Below are 16,115 nucleotides of genomic sequence, written 5' to 3'. Positions count from 1 at the left end.
GCCATTAGCCTCCGTTGCGTTTTTGCAGTAATTCCTGATGGCGACGTTTTTCGCCAATCATCACAACAATCAATAAGATAACCGCCAGAATGCTGCCGCCAATCATTACCATAAAGCCGCCATCCCAGCCGAAGAAGTCCACGGTGTAGCCAACAATCGCGCTCGCCGCCACCGAACCGCCGAGGTAACCAAACAGCCCGGTAAAACCCGCTGCCGTACCTGCCGCTTTTTTCGGTGCCAGTTCCAGCGCATGTAGACCGATCAGCATCACAGGGCCATAGATCAGGAAGCCGATAACAATCATACAAATCATATCGACGGTTGGGTTACCTGCCGGGTTCATCCAGTAAACGATAGTCGCGATGGTCACCAGTGTCATAAAGAAGACACCGGTGGCCCCACGGTTGCCACGGAAGACTTTATCCGACATCCAGCCGCACAGCAGGGTGCCCGGAATGCCCGCATACTCATAGAAGAAGTAGGCCCAGGAGGATTTATCCAGCGCGAAGTGTTTCACCTCTTTCAGATAAGTCGGTGACCAGTCGAGGATGCCGTAACGCAGCAGATAAACGAACACGTTGGCGATAGCGATGTACCACAGCAGTTTGTTCGGCAGCACGTACTGCATGAAGATTTGCTTCGCCGTCAGCTCCTGTTCCGCTTTTTCGTTATAGTCGTCCGGATAATCATTTTTGTACTCTTCGATCGGCGGCAGGCCACAGGATTGCGGGGTATCGCGCATCATCGCAAAGGCGAACAGTGCCACCAGAATGGCGCAGAAAGCGGGCATATAGAGCGCCGCGTGCCAGTCATTGAACCAGGCCATCCCCAGCAGGAACAGCAGCGGCGGAATACCACCACCGACGTTGTGCGCACAGTTCCACACTGACACAATGCCGCCACGTTCTTTCTGCGACCACCAGTGCACCATAGTACGACCGCACGGCGGCCATCCCATCCCCTGGAACCAACCGCAGAGGAACAACAGTACAAACATCACCGCAATGCTCGACGTCGCCCACGGCACAAAGCCCATAAACAACATCACTGCCGCCGCCAGAATCAAACCTGCGGGCAGGAAAACGCGCGGATTCGAGCGATCCGATACCGAACCCATGATGAATTTCGAAAATCCATAAGCAATCGAGATCCCCGAAAGGGCAAAACCTAAATCACCGCGTGAGAATCCCTGCTCAACCAGATAAGGCATAGCGAGCGCAAAGTTCTTACGAACCAAATAGTAAGCAGCATAGCCAAAGAATATCCCCAGGAAAATTTGCCAGCGCAATCGACGATAAGTCGGATCGATCTCCGCAGCAGGTAAGCGCGCTTTGTGTGGCGCTGGTTTAAAAATACTCAACATTGAAAGCCTCCGTGGCCCGTGGTCTTATTTATGATTAACAGACTGATTCAGTGGGAGAACCTGCCGTTTCTTGAGTTGCCGCGATGTTAAGAAAACATTCATAAATTAAATGTGAATTACCGCACACATTATTAAATACGATGGTTTAAATGTTCAGAATGACGCATGAAATCACGTTTCACTTTCGAATTATGAGCGAATATGCGCGAAATCAAACAATTCATGTTTTTACTATGGCTAAATGGTAAAAACGAACTTCAGAGGGATAACAATGAAAACTCGCGACTCGCAATCAAGTGACGTGATTATCATTGGCGGCGGCGCAACGGGAGCCGGGATTGCCCGCGACTGTGCCCTGCGCGGGCTGCGCGTGATTTTGGTAGAGCGCCACGACATCGCAACCGGTGCCACCGGGCGTAACCACGGCCTGCTACACAGCGGTGCGCGCTATGCGGTAACCGATGCGGAATCGGCCCGCGAATGTATTAGTGAAAACCAGATCCTGAAACGCATTGCGCGTCACTGCGTTGAACCGACCAACGGCCTGTTTATCACCCTGCCGGAAGATGACCTCTCCTTCCAGGCCACTTTTATCCGCGCCTGCGAAGAAGCAGGGATCAGCGCAGAAGCTATAGACCCGCAGCAAGCGCGCATTATCGAACCTGCCGTTAACCCGGCACTGATTGGCGCGGTGAAAGTTCCGGATGGCACCGTTGATCCATTTCGTCTGACCGCAGCAAATATGCTTGATGCCAAAGAACACGGTGCCGTTATCCTTACTGCTCATGAAGTCACGGGGCTGATTCGTGAAGGCGCGACGGTGTGCGGTGTTCGTGTACGTAACCATCTCACCGGCGAAATTCAGGCACTTCATGCGCCTGTCGTAGTTAATGCCGCCGGGATCTGGGGGCAACACATTGCCGAATATGCCGATCTGCGCATTCGCATGTTCCCGGCGAAAGGATCGCTGCTGATCATGGATCACCGCATTAATCAGCATGTGATCAACCGCTGCCGCAAACCTTCCGACGCCGATATTCTGGTGCCTGGCGATACCATTTCGCTAATTGGCACCACCTCTTTACGTATTGATTACAGCGAGATTGACGATAATCGAGTGACGGCAGAAGAAGTTGATATTCTGCTGCGTGAAGGGGAAAAACTGGCCCCCGTGATGGCGAAAACGCGCATTTTGCGAGCCTACTCTGGCGTACGCCCGCTGGTTGCCAGCGATGACGATCCGAGCGGACGTAACGTCAGCCGTGGCATCGTGCTGCTCGACCATGCTGAACGCGATGGTCTGGACGGGTTTATCACCATCACCGGTGGCAAACTGATGACCTACCGCCTGATGGCGGAATGGGCTACTGACGCGGTGTGTCGCAAGCTGGGCAACACGCGCCCCTGTACCACTGCCGACACGCCGTTGCCTGGCTCACAGGAACCGGCAGAAGTCACGCTGCGCAAAGTGATCTCCCTGCCCGCTCCGCTGCGCGGTTCCGCAGTTTACCGGCACGGCGATCGCACACCAGCCTGGCTGAGCGAAGGCCGCCTGCACCGCAGCCTGGTATGTGAGTGCGAAGCGGTAACTGCGGGTGAAGTGCAGTACGCAGTAGAAAATTTAAACGTTAACAGCCTGCTGGATTTACGCCGTCGTACCCGTGTAGGGATGGGTACCTGCCAGGGCGAACTCTGCGCCTGCCGGGCTGCCGGACTGCTGCAACGTTTTAACGTCACGACGTCCGCGCAATCTATCGAGCAACTTTCCACCTTCCTTAACGAACGCTGGAAAGGCGTGCAACCCATAGCATGGGGAGACGCACTGCGCGAAAGCGAATTTACCCGCTGGGTTTATCAGGGACTGTGTGGTCTGGAGAAGGAGCAGAAAGATGCGCTTTGATACTGTCATTATGGGCGGCGGCCTCGCCGGATTACTCTGTGGCCTGCAACTGCAAAAACACGGCCTGCGCTGTGCCATTGTCACTCGTGGTCAAAGCGCGCTGCATTTCTCATCCGGTTCGCTGGATTTGCTGAGCCATCTGCCGGATGGTCAACCGGTGACAGACATTCACAGTGGACTGGAATCTTTGCGTCAGCAGGCTCCAGCCCATCCTTACACTCTTCTCGGGCCACAACGCGTACTCGATCTCGCTTGCCAGGCGCAGGCATTAATCGCTGAAAGCGGTGCGCAATTACAGGGCAGCGTAGAACTGGCCCACCAGCGTGTTACCCCGCTCGGTACCCTGCGTTCTACCTGGCTAAGTGCGCCAGAAGTCCCCGTCTGGCCGCTGCCCGCGAAGAAAATATGTGTAGTAGGAATTAGCGGTCTGATGGATTTTCAGGCGCATCTTGCGGCGGCTTCGTTGCGCGAACTCGACCTTGCCGTTGAAACCGCAGAAATTGAACTGCCGGAACTGGATGTGCTGCGCAACAACGCCACCGAGTTTCGCGCGGTGAATATCGCCCGTTTCCTTGATAACGAAGAGAACTGGCCGCTGTTACTTGATGCGCTTATTCCTGTCGCCAATACCTGCGAAATGATCCTGATGCCCGCCTGCTTCGGCCTGGCCGATGACAAACTGTGGCATTGGTTGAATGAAAAACTACCTTGTTCACTGATGCTTTTGCCAACGCTGCCGCCTTCCGTGCTGGGCATTCGTCTGCAAAACCAGTTACAGCGCCAGTTTGTGCGCCAGGGTGGCGTGTGGATGCCAGGCGATGAAGTGAAAAAAGTGACCTGTAAAAATGGCGTAGTAAATGAAATCTGGACGCGCAATCACGCCGATATCCCGCTGCGTCCACGCTTTGCCGTGCTCGCCAGCGGCAGTTTCTTTAGCGGCGGACTGGTGGCGGAACGTAACGGCATTCGAGAGCCGATTCTCGGCCTTGATGTGCTACAAACCGCCACGCGGGGTGAATGGTATAAGGGCGATTTTTTTGCGCCGCAACCGTGGCAGCAGTTCGGTGTAACCACTGATGAGGCACTACGCCCGTCGCAGGCAGGGCAAACCATTGAGAACCTGTTTGCCATCGGTTCGGTGCTGGGCGGATTTGATCCCATCGCCCAGGGATGCGGCGGCGGTGTTTGTGCCGTCAGTGCTTTACATGCCGCTCAACAGATTGCCCAACGCGCAGGAGGTCAACAATGAACGACACCAGCTTCGAAAACTGCATTAAGTGCACCGTCTGCACCACCGCCTGCCCGGTGAGCCGGGTGAATCCGGGATATCCGGGGCCAAAACAAGCCGGGCCGGATGGCGAGCGTCTGCGTTTGAAAGATGGCGCACTGTATGACGAGGCACTGAAATATTGCATCAACTGCAAACGTTGCGAAGTCGCCTGCCCGTCCGATGTGAAGATTGGCGATATCATCCAGCGCGCGCGGGCGAAATATGACACCACACGCCCGTCGCTGCGCAATTTTGTGTTGAGTCATACCGACCTGATGGGTAGCGTTTCCACGCCATTCGCACCAATCGTCAATACCGCTACCTCGCTGAAACCAGTGCGGCAGCTGCTTGATGCGGCGTTAAAAATCGATCATCGCCGCACGCTACCGAAATACTCCTTCGGTACGTTCCGTCGCTGGTATCGCAGCGTGGCGGCTCAGCAAGCGCAGTATAAAGACCAGGTCGCTTTCTTTCACGGCTGCTTCGTTAACTACAACCATCCGCAGTTAGGTAAAGATTTAATTAAAGTGCTCAACGCAATGGGTACCGGTGTACAACTGCTCAGCAAAGAAAAATGCTGCGGCGTACCGCTGATCGCCAACGGCTTTACCGATAAAGCACGTAAACAGGCAATTACGAATGTAGAGTCGATCCGCGAAGCTGTGGGAGTAAAAGGCATTCCGGTGATTGCCACCTCCTCAACTTGTACATTTGCCCTGCGCGACGAATACCCAGAAGTGCTGAATGTAGACAACAAAGGCTTGCGCGATCATATCGAACTGGCGACCCGCTGGCTGTGGCGCAAGCTGGACGAAGGCAAAACGTTACCGCTGAAAACGCTGCCGCTGAAAGTGGTTTATCACACTCCGTGCCATATGGAAAAAATGGGCTGGACGCTCTACACCCTGGAGCTGTTGCGTAAAATCCCGGGGCTTGAGTTAACGGTGCTGGATTCCCAGTGCTGCGGTATTGCGGGAACTTACGGTTTCAAAAAAGAGAACTACCCCACTTCACAAGCCATCGGCGCACCACTGTTCCGCCAGATAGAAGAGAGCGGCGCAGATCTGGTGGTCACCGACTGCGAAACCTGTAAATGGCAGATTGAGATGTCCACAAGTCTTCGCTGCGAACATCCGATTACGCTGCTGGCCCAGGCACTGGCTTAAACTCCCTTCTGATGCCCGGTAAGCATGTGGTTACCGGGCATTTTTGCGCACACGATTCCGTGCCCAATGTATACGTTGCAACGCAGTGAAAATTCCTCTGAAAACGTCTCGCAAAGGCTGAAACTGGCAGATGTCAAAGGCCCGGGATAACCGTAATGTCGCGTCATCATAAATATCAGGTGACGGACAACCATGACCGAATCAACAACCTCCTCCCCGCATGATGCGGTATTTAAAACCTTTATGTTCTCGCCCGATACGGCGCGAGATTTTCTGGAAATACATCTACCAGAGCCGCTGCGCAAGCTTTGCAACCTGCAAACCTTACGCCTGGAACCCACCAGCTTTATTGAAAAAAGTTTACGCGCTTACTACTCGGATGTTTTGTGGTCTGTGGAAACCAGCGAGGGTGACGGTTATATCTACTGCGTGATTGAACATCAAAGCTCTGCAGAAAAGAATATGGCTTTTCGGCTAATGCGCTATGCCACTGCCGCCATGCAGCGTCACCTGGACAAAGGCTATGACAGAGTCCCGCTGGTGGTACCATTGCTGTTTTATCATGGCGAAACCTCGCCCTACCCGTACTCACTCAACTGGCTGGATGAGTTTGACGATCCGCAACTTGCCCGGCAGTTGTACACCGAAGCTTTTCCGTTGGTGGATATCACCATCGTACCTGACGATGAGATCATGCAACATCGGCGTATAGCTCTGCTGGAACTGATTCAAAAGCATATTCGCGACCGCGATTTAATCGGTATGGTCGACAGGATCACCACGCTTTTGGTTAGAGGCTTCACTAATGACAGCCAGCTACAAACGCTGTTTAATTATCTGCTGCAATGCGGCGATACCTCCCGTTTCACCCGTTTTATTGAGGAGATTGCCGAACGTTCACCACTACAAAAGGAGAGATTAATGACTATTGCTGAACGGCTGCGGCAGGAAGGGCATCAAATTGGCTGGCAGAAGGGTAAGATTGAAGGTTGGCAGGAGGGGAAGTTGGAGGGTTTGCAGAAAGGCAAAGTAGAAGGTATGCATGAACAAGCCATTAAAATTGCCTTGCGCATGCTGGAACAGGGCTTTGAACGTGAGATTGTGCTGGCGACAACCCAACTCACTGATGCTGATATTCCGAACTGTTATTAAAAGGAGAGATTAATGACTATTGCTGAACGGCTACGGCAGGAAGGACACCAAATTGGCTGGCAGGAGGGTAAATTAGAAGGCATGCATGAACAAGCCATTAAAATTGCCTTGCGCATGCTGGAACAGGGCATTGATCGTGACCAGGTGCTCGCGGCCACTCAGCTAAGCGAAGCCGATCTGGCAGCGAATAACCACTAATTAACACAGGCCCACAGCCGATCCCCATGGGCCTTTGATATCAATAACTACCTTTTACGCGTGGCCCATTTTTGCCTGATTTAAACATCGCCAGTCGTTGATCCAGGGCATCGCTGTAGAGCATCGTGTCAACGCCAACAGCGACAAAGTTCGCTCCCCACGCCAGGCATTGCTGCGCCATATCAGGAGCCACAGCCAGAAAACCAGCAGCTTTACCCGCAGCACGGATCCGCCGAATGCTGGTTTCAATAATTCGCTGCACTTCCGGGTGCCCGGCGTTATCCGGGTAGCCCAACGAGGCAGAAAGATCCGCAGGTCCAATAAACACGCCATCAATTCCTTCGACGCCGAGGATTTCGTCCAGGTTATCCAGTGCCGTCTTACTTTCCACCTGCACCAACAGACAAAGCGAATCGTTGACGTGCGCCATGTAATTCTCAATGCGTCCCCAGCGAGCAGCCCGTGCCACACTGGCCCCAACACCACGCTCACCGTAGGGAGGATAGCGCGTGGCAGACACCACCTGACGTGCCTGATCGGCAGTATCGACCATCGGGATCAGTAGAGTTTGCGCGCCAATATCCAGGACTTGTTTAATCAGCGACTTACTGGCTTCCACCGGACGGATCACGGGTTGGCTGGCATAGGGCGCTACCGCCTGTAGCTGGTGATAAAGATCCTGAATGGTGTTTGGCGCGTGCTCCCCGTCAATCAGCAACCAGTCATAACCGGAGGTGGCGGCAATTTCTGCCATATAAGAAGTAGTCGAGCTTAACCACAGACCAATTTGCACTTCGCCCTTGCGTAAACGTTCTTTAAAGGGATTGCTTAATAATGCGTTCATCGTGTTCCTTAACCTATTTAATGATGTGCCACGTCGGTCTGCGCAACAGTGCGATTTACACGCAGAGTGAAAATAATCAGCGAACCGATGACCGCCACCGCTGCCAGCGTCAGTAATCCCGCCGCATCGCTGGAAAATAACGTTTCTGCTTTCACGCGCAGGATCGGGGCAATAAACCCGCCCACTGCACCAAACAGGTTTACAAAACCAATCCCCGCAGCCAGCGCCGTACCGGAAAGCAGTTGTGTCGGCATCGTCCAGAACACCGGCTGCACGGCAATAAACCCGATGGCTGCAACACACAGCGCTACGATCGCCAGTACTGGAGAAAGCAGCCCGGACAGACCAATACCAATGCCCGCCGCCAGTAATGTCAGCGCTGCGACATTACGCCGTTCGCCGGTTTTATCGGAATAGCGCGGAATAAGCCAGGTTCCAAACAAGGCCGCAACCCACGGAATGGCGGTGACCACCGACGCCGTAAAGCCCACTTTTGTCCCCAGCAATGCAGCAACCTGGGTCGGCAGGAAGAAAATTAATCCGTAAACCGCTACCTGAATGGTCAGGTAGATAATCGCCAGTTGCCAGACTCGCCCATTACGCAGCGCATCGCTCAGTCGGGAAGTCACTTTCTGTTGTTCTTCACTTGCCAGTTGGTTGATAAGCAACGTTTTTTCTTCTTTACTCAGAAAACGTGCCTGCTCCGGTGTGTCATCAAGCCAAAAGAATGTGAATACCCCAGCGCCGACTGCCAACAATCCTTCAATAACAAACATCCAGAACCAGCCGGGATGCCCCATAAATCCATGCATCTCCAGCAGCGCGCCAGAAAGCGGTGATCCCAGTGTTAACGCCAGCGGTGCGCCCATATAGAACAGCCCCATAATGCTGGCGCGATTACGCTGCGGAAACCATTGCGAGGTGAGATAAATCATACCAGGGAAAAACCCAGCCTCCGCAGCACCAAGCAGAGTGCGAACAATCAGAAATTTCGCTTCAGTATCGGCCCATGCCATGGCAGCCGAAAGAAATCCCCACAGCAGTGTTGTCGTACCAATCCAGGTTCTTGCCCCCAGTTTGCGCATCAAAAGATTCGCCGGAACCCCCAGAAACGCGTATACCACAAAGAAAATGCCTGCTCCCAGCGCATAAGCTTCATTACTCAGCCCGGTATCAATCTGGTAGGTCTGTTTGGCAAAACCAATATTCGAACGGTCGAGAAACGCCAGCACATACAGCGCCAACATAAACGGAATTAAACGCGCGCGGTTTTTCTTCACCACGGCGTCAAGCAAAGCGGTGCTCATAAAAAGCTCCTTAGAATATGTGGGCGTTACCGTTGTCACAGCAACGCCCGGAGTGATTAGTGGCTGTAGGGGCGTTTCAAATTGCAGTCACGATTGAGTTCAACGCCGAAACCGGGTTTATCAAGCACTGATTTATGAATACGACCATTCACCGGAACCGGCTCATTAAGCAGAATCGGATCAAATTGCGGACGCATCGTTGAACAATCCGGGCTGGTCATCAGGAATTCACTGAATGGCGTATTGGTGAAGGTGATCACCGCATGGTGGGAGTAAACAGACGAACCGTGCGGCACCACCAGTTGCCCCCTGGATTTGGCGATTGCGGCAATTTCCACCAGCGTGGTTAAGCCACCGCACCAGCCAACATCCGGCTGCATAATGTCGATACCGGTTTCTGAAAGCGTACGGAAAGATTGCAATGTGCCGTGGTGCTCACCGCTGGTGACCATCATCCCCGCTGGTGCGTTGCGTTTCAGTTCGCGATAACCTTCATACTGCTGTGGCGGCAGGCACTCTTCGATCCATTTCAGGTTATAGGGCGCGCAAGCGTGGGCCAGTTTGGTGGCATAGTTCACGTCCTGACTCATCCAGCAGTCGAGCATTAACCAGAAATCCTCACCGCATTTTTCACGCATATCCGCGACCATAGCGGCATCTTTGCGGATCCCCGCATCGCCATCATGTGGCCCCCAGTGCGTCGGCATTTTGCCACCGATAAAGCCCATCTCTTTTGCCAGATCCGGACGCGCACCTGTGGCGTAGAACTGAATCTCATCACGAACTGCGCCGCCTAAAAGTTTATAAACCGGAAGCCCGACCACTTTGCCGAACAGATCCCACAGAGCCAGATCGACACAGGAAATCGTATTCATCACCAGGCCACCAGAGCCGGAGTAATACAGGGTGGCATTGAGCATTTGATCGTGGATCAGTTTGATATCACTGACACATTTACCCTCAATGAAACGGTTAAGGTGTTTTTCGACAATAAAACAGCCCATTTCACCGGCTGTCGAAACGGCGAATCCGGTCTGGCCGTTTTCTGCTTCGACTTCAACAATCAACGTGCCAAGAACGTTAATGCCAAATGACTGGCGTGACTGCTCGTAATCGCGGTATTTACTCATCGGGGTGGCAATATGATCGTCAATCCAGTGATTCGCCCCCTGGTCGTGATAATCACCACCGCCAGCGCCTTTTTCTGCTGTCGCACCGCCAGTAAACCAGGCGCGAACCTGTTTGATTTTTGGTAGGGTCATGCTGTTCTCCATTGTTATGAGGCCTGTAAGTCAAAGGGACTTTTCCATCCCAACAGACGTGAAATATCCCTGGCGCAGGCAATGGCCTTGCCCGCCAGATAATCACGGTATTCTTCATTGATTTGTAAGCGGGTACCGACCACCGAGATCGCAGCGGTAAGCTCGTTATTGGCGTTAAAAACCGGCGCAGCGACACAACGGACATCGGCGTAATCTTCGCCGTTGTCATAGCTCCAGCCCTGACGGCGAATACGCGCCAGTTCTTCGTGAAGTTGCTGTGGATGAGTAATCGTTGTGGGTGTCGCCTGCTCCCAGATCAGCCCTTCGATAATACTTTGCTGTACAGCTGCAGGTTGCCAGGCAAGCAGGCATTTACCTATTCCGGAGCGATAAAGCGAAAGGCTTTTTCCTTCATGGGAACGCACGCTGATAGTGGCTGATGACTCCACTTTCAAAATGTAATAAGCGCTGCCGTTATCAATAATCCCCAGGTGACATAACAGCCCGGTGGTATCCATCAGTTGCGTCAAACGCGGTCGAGCCAGTTCCCGGAGATCCATCTTGCTTAACGCATGACCGGAAAGCTCCACCAGCCTGGTCCACAAACAAAAATTTTCCTGGTGATCAAGGCTAAGAAAACGCTGACGCCTGAGTTCATTAAGCAGCAAATAGGCCGTGCTTTTAGGGATCCCCAATGTGTCAATGATCGTCGCAGCACTACAGGGGCCAATGCGGGCAATCAAATTGAGAATATCAATAGCCCGTGTCAGGGCGGGAACTTTGCTTGATTCCAACATACTGGACTCCAGTCTTAGATACTGGAATCAGTCTCGTTGCTCAGGGGGAGTAAAATTGTGAAGCGCATCAAATCCCGCTCCTCGTCCAGCGGACTGGAGAAATTACGCACAAATTTGTGAATTAGCGCACGGATTTTTTCTTATTGAGTACAACAGGTTGGACAAATTTTGCCGGAGGGGGAATGTGCCGGTGCAGTAAACCGGCACAGAGTGGCGGAATCAGACAGATAAGGTCATGGACTCAACAACCTCAATCCAGCCATGCTCACTGGCGATGTCCTGGTCGTTTAACCAACGGCGCAGCATATTCAGTGCCATCATTGCGCACACTTCCTGACGGATAGCCTGGCTGTAGCGCGTAGTGCTGAAACGCACACGCAGAGCGAAAGTGCCGTCTGGCGTGGCTAGCGCAAAGTTGAGATGCTCGTTCTCGAAACCCGAAACAGCCAGTGCCAGCCCGGCAAAATGGTTGGCCCGCCGTTCTGTAATCCAGTGCGCAGTTTGCGCCAGGGTTTCTTCCTGTGAAGGAACCACTTCACACGCCAGCAATGGAGCACCTGCGCGAGAAAGTTGCAAAGCCAATAAACCACCGGTGAATTGCTCGCTCAACGTCAGGCTGAACTGGCGGCTCTGCAATTCGCGACTGATCTGCGCGGGCAGTCCTTCGGTGCCTTCGAAAATCACGCTCTGTCCGGCAACACGTTTAACGTCCAGCCACAGTTTTTCCATCGCCTGTTCCTCGCTTGCCGGTCCGGTGAGTTTCAGTTCGATAATCGGCATTGAGGAGCGATAGCCCATTGTTACGCCCGGCGGCAGTTGCAGGGAGTCCAGGCTTTGCGCCAGATCGCTTTCCGAACGACCAAAGGTAGTTAAACGCAGACAAACCGGCGGCTGCGGTAAAGAAAAACGCTCGCGCAGGCGCGGCAGGATTTCGTGCTCGACCATCACCTTAAATTCTGACGGTACGCCGGGGGTAAAGAACATCAGGCAACGATTGAGCTGCACGGCAAAACCACAGGCGGTGCCTACCGGGTTATTGATAAATTCAGCACTGGCAGGTAGCTCCGCTTGTTTACGGTTGCTCGGTGCCATTACTCGTCCACGTTCGTGGAAATAGCGTTCCATCTCTTTGAGCCAGGCTTCATGCAACACCAGGCCTTCACCTTTTGCTGTCGCAGCGGCGAGTGCGCTTAAATCATCACTGGTCGGCCCCAGCCCGCCGTTAACGATCAGCACATCGGCGTGCTGACTCCGTTCGCGAAGAATGGTGACTAAGTCATCAAGGTTATCCCCCACCGTATTGCGGCGAGATAATGGCAACCCCTGATGAAAGAAAAAATCGGCCAGCCAGGCAGCGTTAGTGTCAACGATTTGCCCGTGTAACACTTCATCCCCGGTGGATAACATTTCCACTTTTAACATGGTTATCTCCTGCTTTTGTTATCGAATCACTATAACGCAAAGGGAGATAAGGCGTAGTAAGAAACTGAATGGCGCGGCAGAATGCCGCGCCGGAAGGGATCAGAAACTGGCGTTAACCCCAACATACGGGCCGTCAGCCACGGCGTTGTCGCGGTTACCGTCTTTACCAGAAAGGTTCAGGTAGCGATAGCCCGCCTCAATACTGACTGGACGCATAATGGTGTAACGCGCGCCCGCATTCGCTTCCTCATAACTTTGAATACCGCTGGAGAGCGAATCCGGGGAGTAATAATACTCGCCAAACAGACGGAAACTGTTGCCAATTTTCCACTGCAAACCACCTCCTACCGCTGCGGCATAACCTTCATCGCCGTAATTCGGGTTGGTGTAAACGCCTTTTCCGCCAACGGTCGCCATTAACGGCCCGAGAGGCAGATTCAACCCCAGCCCCACGCCCGCGACGTCACCGTCGTCGTCGTTATGTGTCCAGTTACCGCTTAACGCCAGGCCCGTCGATTCAGTCCCAAAACCGACACCAATATTGGTGTATTCTTTACCCGCCTGACCGCTGATGCTCATTGCATTGACCGATGCAGAAACCAACAGCATTCCGGCCAGACCTGCTAGCGCAATTTTTTTCATATCCCCTTTCCCACAAGCAATTAATCAAAATTCCCAAAGCTGCGGGATTGTACTGCCTGGCGCAGAGGATTCAATGAGCGAAAAAAGGGATCTAGTCACTTATTGTAACTAAATACTTCTTAAATAATTAAACGCCGCAAAAATAAACACACTTTATCGATACACACAAAAATAATAATAAGTACAGTTATCATCGCAAAAGAGATTACTGTCACTTTCACATATTTCTGAGTTACCGTATTCTCATGGTTTCTTTTTATTTATAAGGAATACCCCTGTGCGACAACGGACTATTGTATGCCCTTTGATTCAAAATGATGGTGCTTATTTGCTGTGTAAAATGGCCGACGATCGCGGCGTTTTCCCCGGTCAATGGGCGCTTTCGGGTGGCGGCGTAGAGCCTGGCGAACGAATTGAAGAGGCACTACGCCGCGAAATTCGCGAAGAACTGGGAGAACAGCTGCTTTTGACAGAAATCACGCCGTGGACCTTCAGCGATGATATTCGCACCAAGACGTATGCAGATGGTCGCAAGGAAGAGATTTATATGATTTACCTGATTTTTGACTGCGTTTCTGCCAACCGAGAAGTGAAAATAAACGAAGAGTTTCAGGACTACGCGTGGGTAAAACCTGAAGATCTAGTGCACTATGATTTGAATGTCGCCACCCGAAAAACGTTACGTTTGAAAGGTCTTCTGTAACAATGATGACAGCCATTACTGGCTGTCAGATTGAAAATTTAGTGGTTAACGAATTCCCCATCCAGATAAACTTTGCCTTTTTCCACATGCATGACTAAACCATCCAGATAATCAGGTTTAAATGTCGCATCACGCTTATCTTTAGCAATATATGTCAGGCAATGATTATGGGTAAAAATAACGATATTTTTATCAGGTGCTTTGCTTTGTAAGTCCTTAATTGCACTATAAATCTCATTACCGCATTGAAGAAGTCGTTTATCTACCGTCAATTTTTTACCCGCTGAAAACCAGGTCGCCGACTGAATGGTCCGGACGGTATTACTGGAATAAAGATCGAAATCAGGGATATCAGCACTAAAAGCGTTGCCCAGTTCACGGGCATCCTGGGTACCTTTGACCGTAATACCTGTTTTATCTGACAAGCATTGATTGGTTGAACGATCGCAACGTTCAGCATGGCGAAACAAAACGACAACCGGGTGCTGCTGTGCCAGTCTGGCCAGCGTTTTATTGTCGATACGTGGCAAACCATTGCTACTCCAGGCGGCATGAGTACCCAGTCCGGCAATTGCAGCGAGCGCCAGTAAAATGATGAAATATTTTTTTGACTTCAACGAAGAGCGGCAAAAAGCTAACACGTAAACTCCACCTATAGACAAGCGCAACCAGACAATTACCGTGAAATTGAGCGACATTTCTGGCGATAATTAGCAGTTGGTGTAATATTAAAAATCCTGCGATGCCGGCAAAATGCCTCAAAATTTTGCCAAATGCAAAGCCTAAATAAGAAAAAATATAAAAATTTCAATATTTACGTCTAATATTAGTTTCTTAAGGTTAAGTTAATATTCTATCCTTAAAATTTTGCTCCAAATGGCAAAATATACACAACACTCTTTATAGCAAATATAAGTGGACAGGTATTCAATGGCGGAAGGAAAAGCAATGTCAGAATTTTTGCCTTTTTCGCGACCAGCAATGGGCGTGGAGGAACTCGCTGCAGTTAAAGAGGTTCTCGAATCCGGTTGGATCACAACCGGTCCGAAGAATCAGGCGCTTGAACAAGCCTTTTGCCAGTTGACGGGAAATCAGCATGCCATCGCGGTCAGTTCAGCCACCGCCGGAATGCATATCACGCTAATGGCGTTGGAAATAGGCAAGGGCGATGAAGTGATTACGCCTTCCCTGACCTGGGTTTCAACCCTCAATATGATCTCCTTGTTGGGTGCAACGCCGGTAATGGTGGATGTCGACCGCGATACGCTGATGGTCACGCCTGAAGCGATCGAGTCAGCCATTACGCCACGCACTAAAGCCATCATTCCGGTGCATTATGCCGGTGCGCCAGCAGATATTGACGCCATTCGCGCCATTGGCGAACGTTACGGCATCGCAGTTATCGAAGATGCTGCCCATGCCGTCGGTACGTATTACAAAGGGCGACATATTGGCGCAAAAGGTACCGCTATTTTTTCATTTCATGCCATTAAAAATATTACCTGTGCTGAAGGTGGCCTGATTGTAACTGATAATGAAAACCTTGCCCGCCAGCTACGGATGCTGAAATTTCACGGTCTGGGTGTCGATGCCTATGACAGACAAACCTGGGGCCGTGCACCGCAAGCTGAAGTCTTAACACCGGGCTATAAGTACAATCTGACCGATATTAACGCCGCGATTGCCCTGACACAGTTAGCAAAATTAGAGCACCTCAACACCCGTCGGCGCGAAATTGCCCAGCAATATCAGCAAGCACTGGCAGCTCTCCCCTTTCAGCCATTAAGCCTTCCCGCCTGGCCGCACGTTCACGCCTGGCATCTGTTTATTATTCGTGTCGATGAACAACGTTGTGGTATCAGTCGCGATGCGTTGATGGAAGCGTTAAAAGAAAGAGGTATTGGTACCGGGTTACATTTCCGCGCCGCTCACACACAAAAATATTATCGCGAGCGTTTTCCCACGCTGTCGTTACCGAATACCGAATGGAATAGCGAACGCATCTGTTCGTTGCCGCTGTTCCCGGATATGACTACCGCCGATGCCGACCGCGTCATCACAGCCCTTCAGCAACTCGCAGGACAATAAG

Annotated in this window: 14 protein-coding genes and 1 pseudogene; 7 read left to right on the top strand and 8 right to left on the bottom strand. The window is 51.9% G+C overall.

Annotation, left to right across the window (positions count from 1 at the left end):
- Nucleotides 1-4 precede the first annotated feature (4 nt).
- Nucleotides 5-1,363, bottom strand: a complete 1,359-nt coding sequence (gene glpT / locus ACJHWR_RS10260; protein WP_000948724.1) for a glycerol-3-phosphate transporter — start codon at nt 1,361-1,363, stop codon at nt 5-7.
- A gap of 271 nt (nt 1,364-1,634) precedes the next feature.
- Here glpT and glpA point away from each other — a divergent pair, with 271 nt between their 5' ends.
- The 5 genes and pseudogenes from glpA to ACJHWR_RS10235 all read left to right on the top strand — a co-directional run.
- Nucleotides 1,635-3,263: an anaerobic glycerol-3-phosphate dehydrogenase subunit A gene (gene glpA / locus ACJHWR_RS10255; RefSeq protein WP_000857245.1), complete on the top strand. Its 1,629-nt coding sequence runs from the start codon at nt 1,635-1,637 to the stop codon at nt 3,261-3,263.
- The gene (glpB, locus tag ACJHWR_RS10250; RefSeq protein WP_001209943.1) at nt 3,253-4,512 is read left to right on the top strand and encodes a glycerol-3-phosphate dehydrogenase subunit GlpB; all 1,260 of its coding nucleotides are present in this window, start codon (nt 3,253-3,255) and stop codon (nt 4,510-4,512) included. Before glpA ends, glpB begins: the two co-directional genes overlap by 11 nt.
- Nucleotides 4,509-5,699 (top strand): anaerobic glycerol-3-phosphate dehydrogenase subunit GlpC, encoded by a 1,191-nt coding sequence (gene glpC / locus ACJHWR_RS10245; protein WP_001000381.1) that lies wholly within the window; start codon nt 4,509-4,511, stop codon nt 5,697-5,699. Before glpB ends, glpC begins: the two co-directional genes overlap by 4 nt.
- Before the next feature lie 192 nt (nt 5,700-5,891).
- Nucleotides 5,892-6,851: an ISNCY family transposase gene (locus ACJHWR_RS10240; RefSeq protein WP_000140536.1), complete on the top strand. Its 960-nt coding sequence runs from the start codon at nt 5,892-5,894 to the stop codon at nt 6,849-6,851.
- Nucleotides 6,852-7,049: pseudogene (locus ACJHWR_RS10235) on the top strand (hypothetical protein); the annotation flags it as partial.
- 40 nt (nt 7,050-7,089) lie between these two features.
- Here the strand turns inward: ACJHWR_RS10235 and yfaU are convergent.
- From yfaU to ACJHWR_RS10205, 6 genes are all read right to left on the bottom strand, one after another.
- Complete coding sequence (gene yfaU, locus ACJHWR_RS10230; RefSeq protein WP_000992957.1) at nt 7,090-7,893, bottom strand: 2-keto-3-deoxy-L-rhamnonate aldolase; 804 nt, start codon at nt 7,891-7,893, stop codon at nt 7,090-7,092.
- A gap of 17 nt (nt 7,894-7,910) precedes the next feature.
- Nucleotides 7,911-9,200, bottom strand: a complete 1,290-nt coding sequence (locus ACJHWR_RS10225; protein ID WP_012311861.1) for an MFS transporter — start codon at nt 9,198-9,200, stop codon at nt 7,911-7,913.
- A gap of 56 nt (nt 9,201-9,256) precedes the next feature.
- Nucleotides 9,257-10,462: an L-rhamnonate dehydratase gene (gene rhmD / locus ACJHWR_RS10220; protein ID WP_001361551.1), complete on the bottom strand. Its 1,206-nt coding sequence runs from the start codon at nt 10,460-10,462 to the stop codon at nt 9,257-9,259.
- 14 nt (nt 10,463-10,476) lie between these two features.
- Nucleotides 10,477-11,259 (bottom strand): IclR family transcriptional regulator, encoded by a 783-nt coding sequence (locus ACJHWR_RS10215; RefSeq protein ID WP_000894183.1) that lies wholly within the window; start codon nt 11,257-11,259, stop codon nt 10,477-10,479.
- Between the two features lie 219 nt (nt 11,260-11,478).
- Nucleotides 11,479-12,681 carry a nicotinamide mononucleotide deamidase-related protein YfaY gene (locus ACJHWR_RS10210; protein ID WP_000921612.1) on the bottom strand — a complete coding sequence of 401 codons (1,203 nt, stop codon included), beginning with the start codon at nt 12,679-12,681 and terminating at the stop codon, nt 11,479-11,481.
- 99 nt (nt 12,682-12,780) lie between these two features.
- Nucleotides 12,781-13,323, bottom strand: a complete 543-nt coding sequence (locus ACJHWR_RS10205) for a YfaZ family outer membrane protein (RefSeq protein ID WP_000717009.1) — start codon at nt 13,321-13,323, stop codon at nt 12,781-12,783.
- Nucleotides 13,324-13,600: 277 nt separating this feature from the next.
- On the opposite strand from ACJHWR_RS10205, the gene nudI reads away from it, so the two are divergent.
- Entirely contained in the window at nt 13,601-14,026 is a 426-nt protein-coding gene (gene nudI / locus ACJHWR_RS10200) for a nucleoside triphosphatase NudI (RefSeq protein WP_001249884.1), read from the top strand.
- Between the two features lie 38 nt (nt 14,027-14,064).
- Here the strand turns inward: nudI and ais are convergent, their stop codons facing one another.
- Nucleotides 14,065-14,667 carry a lipopolysaccharide core heptose(II)-phosphate phosphatase Ais gene (gene ais, locus ACJHWR_RS10195; RefSeq protein ID WP_001306469.1) on the bottom strand — a complete coding sequence of 201 codons (603 nt, stop codon included), beginning with the start codon at nt 14,665-14,667 and terminating at the stop codon, nt 14,065-14,067.
- Between the two features lie 307 nt (nt 14,668-14,974).
- Here ais and arnB point away from each other — a divergent pair, with 307 nt between their 5' ends.
- On the top strand, nt 14,975-16,114 hold the full coding sequence (gene arnB / locus ACJHWR_RS10190; protein WP_001388277.1) for a UDP-4-amino-4-deoxy-L-arabinose aminotransferase: 1,140 nt from the start codon (nt 14,975-14,977) through the stop codon (nt 16,112-16,114).
- Nucleotide 16,115 lies beyond the last annotated feature (1 nt).

The sequence above is a fragment of the Escherichia sp. WS568 genome, assembly GCF_046486085.1.
GTDB classification, from domain to species: Bacteria; Pseudomonadota; Gammaproteobacteria; order Enterobacterales; family Enterobacteriaceae; genus Escherichia; species Escherichia coli.
This window is presented reverse-complemented; position numbering and strand designations above follow the sequence as displayed.

What these genes read in the sequence shown, in the direction of transcription:
- glpT (WP_000948724.1), bottom strand. Translation starts at nt 1,363, where the DNA reads ATGTTGAGTATTTTTAAACCAGCGCCACACAAAGCGCGCTTACCTGCT.
- glpA (WP_000857245.1), top strand. Translation starts at nt 1,635, where the DNA reads ATGAAAACTCGCGACTCGCAATCAAGTGACGTGATTATCATTGGCGGC.
- glpB (WP_001209943.1), top strand. Translation starts at nt 3,253, where the DNA reads ATGCGCTTTGATACTGTCATTATGGGCGGCGGCCTCGCCGGATTACTC.
- glpC (WP_001000381.1), top strand. Translation starts at nt 4,509, where the DNA reads ATGAACGACACCAGCTTCGAAAACTGCATTAAGTGCACCGTCTGCACC.
- ACJHWR_RS10240 (WP_000140536.1), top strand. Translation starts at nt 5,892, where the DNA reads ATGACCGAATCAACAACCTCCTCCCCGCATGATGCGGTATTTAAAACC.
- yfaU (WP_000992957.1), bottom strand. Translation starts at nt 7,893, where the DNA reads ATGAACGCATTATTAAGCAATCCCTTTAAAGAACGTTTACGCAAGGGC.
- ACJHWR_RS10225 (WP_012311861.1), bottom strand. Translation starts at nt 9,200, where the DNA reads ATGAGCACCGCTTTGCTTGACGCCGTGGTGAAGAAAAACCGCGCGCGT.
- rhmD (WP_001361551.1), bottom strand. Translation starts at nt 10,462, where the DNA reads ATGACCCTACCAAAAATCAAACAGGTTCGCGCCTGGTTTACTGGCGGT.
- ACJHWR_RS10215 (WP_000894183.1), bottom strand. Translation starts at nt 11,259, where the DNA reads ATGTTGGAATCAAGCAAAGTTCCCGCCCTGACACGGGCTATTGATATT.
- ACJHWR_RS10210 (WP_000921612.1), bottom strand. Translation starts at nt 12,681, where the DNA reads ATGTTAAAAGTGGAAATGTTATCCACCGGGGATGAAGTGTTACACGGG.
- ACJHWR_RS10205 (WP_000717009.1), bottom strand. Translation starts at nt 13,323, where the DNA reads ATGAAAAAAATTGCGCTAGCAGGTCTGGCCGGAATGCTGTTGGTTTCT.
- arnB (WP_001388277.1), top strand. Translation starts at nt 14,975, where the DNA reads ATGTCAGAATTTTTGCCTTTTTCGCGACCAGCAATGGGCGTGGAGGAA.